The organism is Psychroflexus torquis ATCC 700755 (assembly GCF_000153485.2).
GTDB lineage: Bacteria > Bacteroidota > Bacteroidia > Flavobacteriales > Flavobacteriaceae > Psychroflexus > Psychroflexus torquis.
The window spans coordinates 578,233-591,374 of the sequence record NC_018721.1 but is presented as its reverse complement, the minus strand read 5'-3'; the positions used below and the strand labels follow the sequence as shown (position 1 = coordinate 591,374).

Annotated in this window: 9 protein-coding genes and 1 pseudogene; 8 read left to right on the top strand and 2 right to left on the bottom strand. The window is 34.9% G+C overall.

Annotation, left to right across the window (positions count from 1 at the left end):
• Window positions 1-99 precede the first annotated feature (99 nt).
• From P700755_RS19800 to P700755_RS02560, 8 genes and pseudogenes are all read left to right on the top strand, one after another.
• Window positions 100-237 (top strand): annotated as a pseudogene (locus tag P700755_RS19800) (enoyl-ACP reductase); the annotation flags it as partial.
• 185 nt (window positions 238-422) lie between these two features.
• The gene (locus P700755_RS02590) at window positions 423-3,017 is read left to right on the top strand and encodes a GEVED domain-containing protein (protein ID WP_015023200.1); all 2,595 of its coding nucleotides are present in this window, start codon (window positions 423-425) and stop codon (window positions 3,015-3,017) included.
• Between the two features lie 765 nt (window positions 3,018-3,782).
• Window positions 3,783-6,368 carry a GEVED domain-containing protein gene (locus P700755_RS02585; protein WP_015023199.1) on the top strand — a complete coding sequence of 862 codons (2,586 nt, stop codon included), beginning with the start codon at window positions 3,783-3,785 and terminating at the stop codon, window positions 6,366-6,368.
• Between the two features lie 72 nt (window positions 6,369-6,440).
• The gene (locus tag P700755_RS02580) at window positions 6,441-7,448 is read left to right on the top strand and encodes a glycosyltransferase family 2 protein (protein ID WP_015023198.1); all 1,008 of its coding nucleotides are present in this window, start codon (window positions 6,441-6,443) and stop codon (window positions 7,446-7,448) included.
• A complete protein-coding gene (locus tag P700755_RS02575) occupies window positions 7,445-8,395 on the top strand; it encodes a YbbR-like domain-containing protein (protein WP_015023197.1) in 951 nt (316 codons plus the stop codon). Before P700755_RS02580 ends, P700755_RS02575 begins: the two co-directional genes overlap by 4 nt.
• Window positions 8,392-8,979: a dephospho-CoA kinase gene (gene coaE / locus P700755_RS02570; RefSeq protein WP_015023196.1), complete on the top strand. Its 588-nt coding sequence runs from the start codon at window positions 8,392-8,394 to the stop codon at window positions 8,977-8,979. The genes P700755_RS02575 and coaE overlap by 4 nt, the downstream gene beginning before the upstream one ends.
• 69 nt (window positions 8,980-9,048) lie before the next feature.
• Window positions 9,049-10,614, top strand: a complete 1,566-nt coding sequence (locus P700755_RS02565) for a sensor histidine kinase (RefSeq protein ID WP_015023195.1) — start codon at window positions 9,049-9,051, stop codon at window positions 10,612-10,614.
• A 4-nt stretch (window positions 10,615-10,618) separates the two neighbouring features.
• Window positions 10,619-11,341, top strand: a complete 723-nt coding sequence (locus P700755_RS02560; protein ID WP_015023194.1) for a response regulator transcription factor — start codon at window positions 10,619-10,621, stop codon at window positions 11,339-11,341.
• Between the two features lie 74 nt (window positions 11,342-11,415).
• On the opposite strand, the gene miaA is transcribed toward P700755_RS02560, so the two are convergent.
• On the bottom strand, window positions 11,416-12,318 hold the full coding sequence (miaA, locus tag P700755_RS02555) for a tRNA (adenosine(37)-N6)-dimethylallyltransferase MiaA (protein WP_015023193.1): 903 nt from the start codon (window positions 12,316-12,318) through the stop codon (window positions 11,416-11,418).
• Complete coding sequence (locus P700755_RS02550; protein WP_015023192.1) at window positions 12,308-13,141, bottom strand: ion transporter; 834 nt, start codon at window positions 13,139-13,141, stop codon at window positions 12,308-12,310. Before P700755_RS02550 ends, miaA begins: the two co-directional genes overlap by 11 nt.
• Window position 13,142: the final 1 nt, after the last annotated feature.

The window sequence follows — 13,142 nt, the reverse complement described above, 5'->3', positions numbered from 1 at the left end:
TATCCAATCCTTTTCTAGGTTTTCCAGAAATTTCACTGGATTGATATAGTTGAAAAGATGGATTTTACAGAAACTTACCAAATTTGAAAACGCCCAATGGCTTTGGAATGTGCAGATTACACGCCGACTTTATTTTCTGATCTCACTAAAAAAGCAACTCTCCAAAACCTGTATCATGACAGAGGCTTTAGTCATACGGGTGTAAGTCAAGAGATTACGGAAGCTATGGAAGATTAGTTAATTTTCAAACAAATAACTTTTTAAACCCTCTATTTAGAGGGTTTTTTAATTAGCCTACTTTTATTAAATTATAACAACATTAATAAAAGTAGGCTAATTAATTTTGAGCTAAAAAAATATCAGAAGCTTAATTTTTTATTCAAATATTAACTACATTGGCACCCAATTTTAAAATTTAAATTATGACTAGAATTACAATGACAGTGTTTAGTCTTGTATTTGCATTAACACTTAATGCACAAGATTTTTCAGTCAAATCATTAAAACAGTCTGTAGCGCCGGAAATTCCTAAAGCAGTTCTTTTTGATCAGTCCCCAGATGGAACTTTAACTAATTTTGAAAGTATAGTTTCAGTGGTGAATAATACAGGCGCTGGGGTGTATACCACTGATGACTTTACATTAGATGCTGAGTTTAATATCCAGTCTATAACAGCTTATGGATTTAATTCAGATCTTTCATTTGAATCTACAGTTACAGGTATCAATGTTTATGTGTATGCCGATTCAGGTGCTAATTCTCCAGCCGGCGATCCTGCCCAACCAGGAACAGGCTTGTTAGAATTAGTGAATATTGACCCGTTCGGTCCAGCTGTAGAAATCATAAGTTCAGGGGATGGAGGATTTGATCTAAAGGTTGATATCGAAGCTGCGAGTGGGGGTTCTTTCACACTTCTAGAGGGAGATTATTGGCTAGTTGTTGCTCCTACACAAAATATTCCAGATTTTGGTAATGCTACAAGATGGAATTGGAGAGCAGCTGGTACAGGTGTGTTTGGAAATAGTGTCGCACACCTTATAGATCCTACTAATGCATTTGGTGGAGATTTCACAGATTGGACACCTTTTTCTGGTCTTGGATTAGAATTTAGTAGTGTTGCATTTGTTATTGAAGGAGAATCTGGTTTAGATTTCCCACTTCCATACTGTGGCCCTTTAGAGTTTACTTCAGCAGTAGAACCAATGACCAATGTTGATTTTGCAGGTATTTCAAATAGAACTGATGGAGCAGTAAATGGCACTCCCGCTCACGAAGATTTTACTAGTGTTAGCGGTGATGTACTCGCTGGAGAATCGTATGAGATTGCACTACAAGCGAATACTGCGGCTGGTTTTACCAACAGATTTGCTGTTTTTGTTGACTGGAATCAAAACGATGTTTTAGACGATGATGGTGAAGTTTATCAAATCGTAGAAACCATCACAGATTCTGATGGTAATGATGATATAATAGCAGTTCAAACCCTTGTTGTACCTGCTAATGCTTTACCTGGTAAGACTCGTATGCGAGTTAAAAAGATTTTCGGAACAACTAGTTATTTAGACCCTTGTTTAGGAACTGGTTTTGGCCAAACAGAAGATTATTCTATTAATGTTACTCTTCCTTTAGCGCGATTACAAGTGGTTCATAATTCTCCAGATCCTGCTGTGGAAGTCGTAGATGTCTACGTAAACGGAGTTTTAGCACTAGATGATTTTGCGTTTAGAACATCTACTCCTTTTATAGATGTTCCCGCAAACACACCACTTACTTTCGATATTGCTCCAGGAACCAGTGTAGATGTTTCTGAAAGCATATTTAACGTAAGTACTACTTTGGTTGCCGATGAAACTTATATCGCAGTGGCCTCTGGTACTTTGGATTCATCAATTAGTTTAGAAGTATTTGCAGGTGCAAGAGAAGCTGCGGCTGTGGCTGGAAATACAGATGTTTTAGTACATCATGGTTCTCCAGATGCGCCTACTGTAGATGTCGTTAACCAAGATGGTGGAGGTATTTTAGTTGATGATATCAGCTATCCAGAATTCGCTGGTTATCTAGAATTACCAACAGACGATTATCTGATTGATATAACTACTGCAGACGGTTCTACAAAAGTTGCCGGCTACCAAGCTTATTTAGCTGAATTAGGTTTAGCAGATGCGGCTGTTACTGTTTTTGCAAGTGGATTTTTAGATCCTGGTGCTAATCAGGATGGTCCTGCTTTTGGTCTTTGGGTATCTTTAGCTTCTGGTGGAGCTTTAGTAGAATTGAATGATGAAGATTTTATTCTTTTCCCAGCTCCATATTGTGGACCTTTAGAGTTTTCAGCGAATGTTGAGCCTATTACCAATGTTGAATTTGCAGGTTTTACAAATAGAACGGATGCAACAGTAGACGGTACTCCTGCTCATGAAGACTTTACAAGTGTAGTTGGACAAGTTTCAGCTGGAGAGTCTTACGAAATTATACTCGAAGGGAATACGGCTGGTGGTAGTTTTGAAAACAGATTTGCAGTATTTATTGACTGGAATCAAAACGATGTTTTTGATGCTGATGAAGTTTATGAAATTACAACAACCATAACAGGTTCTACTGGTGTGGATGGTCAACAAGCTACTCAAACACTTGAAGTACCTGTAGGTGCTGTAGATGGACAAACTAGAATGAGAGTTAAAAAGATTTTCGGATCAACTGGTTATTTAGATCCTTGTTTAGGTACTCTTTATGGACAAGCTGAAGAGTATACGCTAGACGTAGGTACTGTATCTAACACTAGTTTTGACTCTACAGACTTTACTTACTATCCAAACCCTGTAAATGATATACTTTCTATTTCAACAGCATCTACTGTTGATAACATAAAGGTATACAATATGTTAGGACAGATGGTAGTTGAAACTGCACCAAAAGTTTCAAATCCACAAGTGGATATGAATGAGCTGCAGTCAGGTGTTTATTTAGTTACTTTAGAAGTTGAAGGAAGTCTTCAAACCTTTAGAGTGATCAAGCAATAAATCACTGATGATTATAAATAATGAATCCCGGAGCTTTGCTTCGGGATTTTTTATTTGCAGTCAGTGATATTCGATAAAAAACAAAACGGATTGATTTTATTTTTCATCTCTATAATTAGTATTGTTTTAAGGTCTTTGTTTTTCCAAACACAAGTTGCCAAATAAATGATAGTTGCTCATTTTGTGCTTTGTCAATTATCCAATCCTTTTCTGGGTTTTCCAGAAATTTCACTGGATTGATATAGTTGAAAAGATGGATTTTACAGAAACTTACCAAATTTGAAAACGCCCAATGGCTTTGGAATGTGCGGATTGCACACTGACTTTATTTTCTGATCTCACTAAAAAAGCAACTTCATAAAACTTGTATCATCACGAAGGCTTATCAATATGGGTGTAATACCAATTTGGTTTTTAAATGTTGTATTAAAAATTAGAATTATTTTTTACTTAGTTGAGGAAAAAAATATAAGCATAGCACTAGTTACGGTTCTATTTTATGACGATTAATAAGTGAAAAAGAAACTTATTTTATCCGACATTGGAATACTAAATTGGTATAAGCCAAGAGATTATGGAAGCTATGGAAGACTAGCTAATTTTCAAACAAATAACTTTTAAAATTTGATGAATATTGGAGCAGAAGACCGCTCATTTAATTGTTGTTTTGATTAAAAACATTTACCAATTTGATGTTAAATAAAGTATTAGGCGCAAAATATTTTATTTAAACATTAACTATATTTGTAATTAAATCTAAAAATTATGAAAACAACTAAATTATTAGCGACTTTGATAGGTCTTGTTTTTGCATTTTCTGCAAATGCACAAAAACTATCTATGGAATCGCCGCAGCCTGCAACGGCTCCTGAAATTAAAAAGGCTGTATTATTTGATCAAGGCCCCTCCGATGCGACTGCTGGAATTGTCTCTACAGTCAATAACACTGGCGCTGGTGTTTATTCAACAGATGACTTTGAATTGACCAGTGAAAATGATATCACCTTTATTACTGCTTTTGGTTTTAATCAATCTGAAAATTTTATCGCGGATGTTACTGGCATAAATGTTTATATATATGCCAATTCAGATACAAATTTACCTATAGGAGATCCTAGTCAAGAGGGTTCTGGTCTTTTAGAACTTGTAAATATTAATCCGGAAGGTCCTGCTATTGTATTTATTCAGAATGGAACAGGACTAGATATAAGAATAGACGTGGCAGAAGCCCTAGGTTCTAATTTTTCACTGCCAGCTGGAAATTATTGGTTGGTTGTAGCTCCAAGTCTTGATATACCAAATTTTGATGGACCTATCTGTTGGAACTGGTTTTCAGCAGGAGCAGGAGCTGCAGGTGTTAACGAAGCTCATTTGATAATTCCTACCGATTTTGGTGGAGGTCTTATAACTTGGACAGCTTTTTCTGATATTGGACTAGAATTTAGTAGTGTTGCATTTGTTATTGAAGGACAACCTCCTTTAGATTTTCCACTTCCCTACTGTGGCCCTTTAGAGTTTAGTTCAGCAGTAGAACCAATGACCAATGTTGAGTTTGCAGGTATTTCAAATAGAACTGATGGAACAGTAGATGGCACTCCCGGTCACGAAGATTTTACTAGTCTTAGTGGTGATGTACTCGCTGGAGAATCGTTTGAGATTGCCCTAGAAGGGAATACAGATGGTGCTTTTACCGATAGATTTGCCGTTTTTGTTGACTGGAATCAAAACGATGTTTTAGACGATGATGGCGAAGTTTATGAAATTTTAGAAACTATTTCAGATTCTGATGGTAATGATGGTCAACAAGCTATCCAAGATATTGCTGTTCCTATTGATGCTTTACCTGGTAAAACTCGTATGCGAGTTAAAAAGATTTTTGGCGTAACTAATTATCTAAACCCTTGTATAGGATCTAGTTATGGCCAAGCCGAAGATTATTCTATTAATGTTACTCTTCCTTTAGCGCGATTACAAGTGGTTCATAATTCTCCAGATCCTGCTGTGGAAGTCGTAGATGTCTACTTAAATGGAGATTTATTTCTAGATGATTTTACGTTTAGAACGGCTACTCCTTTTATAGATGCTCCCGCAAACACACCACTCACTATCGATATTGCTCCGGGAACCAGTTTAGATGTTTCTGAAAGCATATTTAATGTAAGCACTACTTTGGTTGCAGATGAAACTTATATTGCAGTGGCCTCTGGTACTTTGGATTCATCAATTAGTTTAGAAGTATTTGCAGGTGCAAGAGAAGCTGCGGCTGTGGCTGGAAATACAGATGTTTTAGTACATCATGGTTCTCCAGATGCACCTACTGTAGATGTCGTTAACCAAGATGGTGGAGGTATTTTAGTTGATGATATCAGCTATACAGAATTCCAAGGCTATCTAGAATTACCAACAGACGATTATCTGATTGATATATTTACTGCAGACGGTTCTACAAAAGTTGCTGGCTACCAAGCTTATTTAGCTGAATTAGGTTTAGCAGATGCGGCTGTTACTGTTTTTGCAAGTGGATTTTTAGATCCTGGTGCTAATCAGGATGGTCCTGCTTTTGGTCTTTGGGTATCTTTAGCCTCTGGAGGAGCTTTAGTAGAATTGAATGATGAAGATTTTATTGAATTCCCAGCTCCATATTGTGGACCTTTAGAGTTTTCAGCGAATGTTGAGCCTATTACCAATGTTGAATTTGCAGGTTTTACAAATAGAACGGATGCAACAGTAGACGGTACTCCTGCTCATGAAGACTTTACAAGTGTAGTTGGACAAGTTTCAGCTGGAGAGTCTTACGAAATTATACTCGAAGGGAATACGGCTGGTGGTAGTTTTGAAAACAGATTTGCAGTATTTATTGACTGGAATCAAAACGATGTTTTTGATGCTGATGAAGTTTATGAAATTACAACAACCATCACAGGTTCTACTGGTGAGGATGGTCAACAAGCTACTCAAACACTTGAAGTACCTGTAGGTGCTGTAGTAGGACAAACTAGAATGAGAGTTAAAAAGCTTTTCGGAACAACTGGTTATTTAGATCCTTGTTTAGGCACTTTTTATGGCCAAGCTGAAGAGTATACGCTAGACGTAGGTACTGTATCTAACACTAGTTTTGACTCTACAGACTTTACTTTCTATCCAAACCCTGTAAATGATATACTTTCTATTTCAACAGCATCTACTGTTGATAACATAAAGGTATACAATATGTTAGGACAGATGGTAGTTGAAACTGCACCAAAAGTTTCAAATCCACAAGTGGATATGAAAGAGCTGCAGTCTGGTGTTTATTTAGTGACTTTAAAAGTGGGAGGAAGTCTTCAAACCTTTAGAGTGATCAAGCAATAAATCACTACTGATTATACATAATGAATCCCGGAGCTTTGCTTCGGGATTTTTTATTTGTAATATATTTACACCATGATAGAACGCCATTACTCTTTTATAATTCCTGTCTATAACAGACCAAAGGAGATAGAAGAGTTGTTAGAAAGCTTAAGCCAAATAGAAGGTGACTTCGAAGTGATTATTATAGAAGATGGTTCTCATAACTCTAGCGAGGAGGTGGTTTTCAAGTTTAATACTAAATTGAATATTTCTTATTATTTTAAGAAGAATACAGGACCTGGAGATTCCAGAAATTATGGAATGCGGAAAGCAAAAGGGAATTATTTTATCATTTTAGACAGTGATGTTATAGTGCCTTCAACCTATTTAAAAACAGTTAACGATCATCTTTCGAGTGAGTATTTGGAGTGTTATGGAGGAGGAGATAAATCTCAAGACTCCTTTACAGATATTCAAAAAGCCATAGATTATGCCATGACTTCATTCTTGACCACAGGTGGTATTAGGGGAAGTGCCCATTCACGATTCTCTAAAACTTACGAACCTAGAAGTTTTAATATGGGACTATCTAAAGCTGCCTTTATAGAGTCTGGTGGATTTGGATCCATCCATCCAGGAGAAGACCCTGACTTATCCATTCGATTAAAAAAGAAAAATTTTAAGGTAGGTTATATAGAGGGTGCTTTTGTTTATCATAAACGGCGAGTAGATTTTTTCAAATTTAGTTCTCAAGTCAATAAATTTGGACTAGTAAGGCCTATATTGCTTAAGCGATACCCAGAAACTAAGAAGATGACGTACTGGTTTCCTTTTTTTTATTTATTGTTCTTGGTAGTAGGGGTGTTTCTACTTTTTTTTGAATTCTATTTTGTGATTTATTTTTATGTGTTGTATAATTTTCTTATACTAATGGATAGTACGATGATCTACAAAACTATTAAAATTGGACTCTTAAGTGTATTTTCAACAAACATCCAATTTTTTAGTTACGGGTCTGGATTTATAAAAAGTTACTATTTCATTCATATCCTTAAGAAAAAACCACAATTAATATTCCCTCAATTATTTTTTAGTCAATGAACCAAAAGACTCAGCTTACTAGATTAAAGCAGAACATTAAAAAGAGAAATTATAAAGCCTTTATTTTTATCTTGTTTTTTACAATGCTTATATGGCTGTTTGTCCAAATGTCCAAAAGCTATGACGGTTCTATAACTCTATCTATAACATTGGTAGATGTCCCTGAAAATATTATTATTGAAAATTTGGTGCATTCTTTGGAGGTAGACATTCAACAAACAGGATTTAAAATTCTTTCTGTGAGCCTTTTCAATTCGTCTATGGATATCAATTTCAATCAATTGGATTCTTTGGATAATAGATTTGTATTTGTGACTGAAAAACATAAAAAGGAGATATCAAAATCTTTAGATCTTAAATCAAGTGATATACAAATGAGCATAGATAGTTTGGAATATAAGCACTTTAGGTTAGCGACTAAGACCCTAAAAGTAAAGCCAAATTTTAAAGTTGATTTTGCTATGGGTTATGATTCTACAGGCACTTTCTTATTTGAACCTCAATTTATAAAGGTTTCTGGGAGTGACTCTATTTTAAATACTATCGAGCATATTTATACCAAGCCTAAAGACTTTAAAAAAGTATCTGATACTCTTAAGGGGTCAATCCGTATACAAACTATAGACAGTTTGTCTATTAATTATTTTGATATGGAGATAGATTACTTTCTTCCAGTGAGTAAATTCACTGAAGGAAGTTTCAGTATCCCAATTGAAGTCAGCCAAACAAACACCAATCAAGACATCGTTATATTCCCTAAAACTGTAAATGTTAATTTTAAAACTAGTTTGGCCAATTTTGAGCGGATAGACGAATCTGGTTTTAAAGTCATAGCCAAGTATATACCCAATGAGGATTTCATGATCCTTGAATTAGTAGAGCAGCCCAAATGGGTTAAAAACGTATCTTTAGATAGCTTTAAGGTTGATTATTTGATTAAAAAATGATAAAAATTGGACTTACTGGAGGCATTGGTACTGGAAAAACGCTTGTAGCAAATATGTTTAAGAATAAGAATATTCCCGTTTTTATTGCGGATGTAGAAGCTAAAAAAATTTTAAATGATCCTTCTGTAGTCAAAGAGGTAGCAAATACCTTCAATATATCATTAACTACTGATGGATTAATCGACAAATCAGAATTAGCTTCCATAGTATTTAAAGATAAAGCAGCTTTAGAAAAACTCAACTCTATAATTCACCCAAAAGTTCACGACTGTTTTCAAAAATGGATTTTAAGTATAGATGCTTTATATATCATTTACGAAGCTGCTATAATTTTTGAAAAGGATAGGGCATCATATTTTGATTTTACGATTTTAGTAACAGCCCCAAAACAAGTTAGAATAGAACGTGTTATCCAAAGAGATCATTCTTCAGAAGAAGAAGTAAAATCTAGAATAAAGGCACAATGGCCTGAGTCTAAAAAGAAAAAACTTGCGGATTTCGTAATTGATAATACTAATATAAAACAGACTCAGCAACAAGTGGACAAACTTCATGTAAAATTTTTAAACTTTTCAGATAAATAAGAGGATTGTCTTGTTAACTTTCGGTTAAACACGGAGAAAGCATTTTGTTAAAATTGTAATTTTGGCAAAATGAATAAGCGCATATTTATATTTATAATTATTCTGATGACGGTCTCCTTGGTTGGAATCATCTTCGTCCAAGGGTATTGGATTAAGAATACAGTGGAGAGCAACGAAGAGCAGTTTTCTATGGGTGCCAAACAGATACTCATAAATGTTGTGCAGCAGTTGGAGAAAGATGAAGTGGATAAATACTATTTCAAATTTGCTTCTATTGCGGATTCTGCTATTCCAGTGAGAGCTCAACTTAGTGAAATTTTTCAATTACCAGATGAAGGGATTTCAACCGAATATTTCACGTATTCTAATCGCTTATTCCAAGAGGATTATAAAATTGCTTCTCCTTTTTTAGCTGAAAATCAAGATTCAATCGAGTTTAAAAAATTGATTAGTCGAAAGGTAACGGCCGTGATGAGGAGAGAGGGCATGGATGGAAATACTATTAATGCCTTAGAACGTTATGAGCGTATTAATAACCTAGAAGATGAGCAAAAATACTTATGGCTAGACGCTATAATGGAAATGGCCTCAAAAATTCCTATCCATGAGCGGGTAGATACCTTAGAAATCAAAAAGCTTATCGATGAGCAAATGGAAAAACGCAATCTAAAGTCAGATTTTGATTTTGGAATTTATAGCAATGCTCTTTCTACTAAAGTGAAGACTGCTAGTTTTGAGCTTAACTCACCTTCGACTTATGGAGTCCCTGTATATAGTTACAATGATGAATATTCAGATTACCAACTTTTTATCAATTTTAAAGATAAAAACAAGCAAATTTTATCTTCAATAGCTCTTATGGGTGGACTTTCAGTTTTATTTACTTTGGTTATTGTACTGGCTTTTTCTTCGGCGATTGGTCAGCTTATAAGACAAAGACAAATCTCACAGATTAAGACTGATTTTATAAATAACATGACGCACGAATTTAAAACGCCTATCGCCACTATTAATCTGGCATTAGATTCCGTCAAAAACCCTATAATTTCAAACAATCCTGAAGCGGTAAACCGCTACATGAATATGATAAGGGAAGAAAATAAACGTATGCATGCTCAAGTAGAAAATGTTTTGAGGATCTCTAAACTAGAAAAAAATGAGCTCAATATTGATAAAGAAAAATTCAACCTTCATGATATTATAGAAGATTCAATTAGTCATATCAATTTAATAGTGGAAGATCGAGATGGTTACATCAAAACCCATCTAGATGCCAAAAGAGATAGTATATTAGCGAACAATTCACACTTTTCAAATGTTATTATAAATATTTTAGATAATTCAGTAAAGTATTCTGCCTCTGAACCTAAAATTACTGTGACTACTGAAAATGTAAATAATTATATTGTGCTTATCATTTCAGATCAAGGAAATGGAATGGCTAAGCAAGTTCAAAAGAAAATATTCGATAAATTTTACAGAGAACACACAGGAGATGTTCATAACGTAAAGGGCCACGGGCTAGGATTGGCTTATGCTAAGCAAATTGTAGACGATCATCATGGAGAAATTTCTGTGAAAAGCGAAAAAGGAAAAGGAAGTTCATTTATTATTAAATTACCATTAATATCATAAATATATGGAAACTGAAAACAAGAAAATTTTGTTAGTAGAAGACGATCCAAACTTTGGAATCGTATTAAAAGATTATCTATCTATGAATAGTTACGACGTCACGCACGCTAAAAACGGCATGGAAGGCTTCGAGAAATTCAAAAAGGGAAACTATGACCTTTGTATTTTAGATGTCATGATGCCTTATAAAGATGGTTTTACTTTAGCGAAAGAGATCAGAGCTAAAAATGAAGATATTCCAATTATCTTCTTGACGGCTAAAGCGATGAAAGACGATGTCTTAAAAGGATATAAAGTTGGTGCAGACGATTACCTCAATAAGCCTTTTGATAGTGAAGTGCTTTTGATGAAAATAAAAGCCATCATGCAAAGAAAGAATTCGGATACACTTTCAGATAGCAAGCAATTTGAGTTTAGCGTTGGAAACTTTCATTTGAATTCTAAACTGAGGTTTTTAACTTTCAAAGAGGAAGAGCCTAATAAGTTGTCTCCAAAAGAAAATGAGTTATTGCGCTTATTGGCCCTATACGAAAATGATCTAATGCCAAGAGAGTTAGCGCTCACAAAGATTTGGAGAGATGACAATTACTTCACATCAAGAAGTATGGACGTGTATATTGCCAAATTGAGAAAGTATTTGAAAAAAGACGATTCAGTCGAAATTTTGAACATTCATGGCGAAGGATTCCGCTTAGTTGTGAAGGGATCTGATGGAAAAGGTGCTTAAAGTCTAGCTTTAAGTTTACTTTTTTCAGTTTCATTTATCATAAATTAGCTTGCTGTATTCTATGGTAAGCTAATTTATTTGATATGGTTGATGATGTCTTCTCTAGGAGTCTCGTAATGAAACCACTTAATTTGAGGATCTTTTTTAAACCATGTCAATTGTCTTTTGGCAAATCTTCGTGTATTCTTTTTAATTTCAGAAATGGCTTCAGCTAATGTTGCTTTACCTTCAAAATGGGCAAATAATTCTTTATAGCCTACGGTTTGTAAAGCGTTTAAGTGTTTGTAGGGATATAGAGATTTTGCTTCTTCTAAAAGCCCGTTTGCAATCATTTCATCTACGCGTTTTTCAATTCTTTTGTAAATGACTTCTCGCGGGGCATCCAAACCTATTTTAATACTATTATAACTCCGTTTTGGTTTGGTTTGGTTAAGAAAATTTGAGTAAGGCTTCCCAGAGGTTTCTATAACTTCAAGTGCTCTTGTAAGCCGTCTTGGATTGCTCAATTCAATCTGATTGTAATATTCAGGGTCTTTTTTCTTTAACAAGCTCTGTAGCGCGACTAATCCCTTAGAGTTGAGAAGATCTTCGATATTTGATCTTATCTCTAAAGGAATTTCTGGAAAGATGTCAAGACCTTCGGTTATTGCTTTTTGATATAGACCACTTCCCCCAACTAGGATAGCCTTGGAATGCGTTTTGAAAATAGTATCTAAGACCTCTGTGGCCTCTTTTTCAAATTCTCCAACATTATAATCCCTTTTAATTGAAATATGTTGAATGAAACGGTGCTTTGCTTGAGAAAGCTCATTTTGACTGGGGACTCCTGTGCCAATTTCCATTTCTTTAAAAAACTGTCTAGAGTCTGCAGATAAAATTTCAGTAGAAAAATAGTTAGCTAACTCAATGCTTAAATTGGTTTTCCCGATGGCCGTTGGACCAACAATACAAATCAAGATGGATTCTTCAGTCTTCATTCTCAATTTCTTTCTCCTGTTGTCTTTTATTTAGTGAATAGCCACACTTATGACAGAATTCTGCACTATCTCTATGATCATTTTCTCCACAATTAGAACAAACTTGTGTGTTTTTTCTAAAATTTTCTTTTGCCATTTCTGCAGTTACTATACCTGTAGGAACCGCTATAATACCATATCCAAGTAGCATAATAATAGTAGCAATAAACTGGCCTAAAGGGGTTATAGGGTGGATATCTCCAAATCCTACCGTGGTAAGAGTTACAATGGCCCAATAGATTCCCCTTGGGATAGAAGTGTAACCGTGTTCAGGACCTTCTACAATATACATTATGGTTCCCGCTATGAATGAGATAATAACTACACTATAAAGGAAAATTAAAATTTTTGGTACACTATTTCTTAAGGCAATGGCTACACTAGAGCCAGCTCCAGAATATCTTACCAATTTAAAAATTCTAAAGACTCTGAGTAGTCTTAAAGCCCTCAAGGATAATAAGGCTCCAGAGCCAGCAAAAACCAAAGAAATATATAGTGGAACAGTGGAAAGAAAGTCTACAATGCCATAGAAGCTAAAAATATAATTTTTAGGTTTTTTTATACTGATGACTCTCAGGATATATTCAATCGTGAAAAATATAGTAATGATCCATTCTAAAGTGACAAATAAGGAATGGTATTGAAGGCTAATGTATTCAACAGAATCCAGTATGACCAAAACGAGACTTGCTACAATAACGATTAATAATGCAATATCAAATACTTTCCCCGCCTTGGTGTCTGCTTCGTATATCACTTCATGAACCTTCTCCTTCCAAGTCATT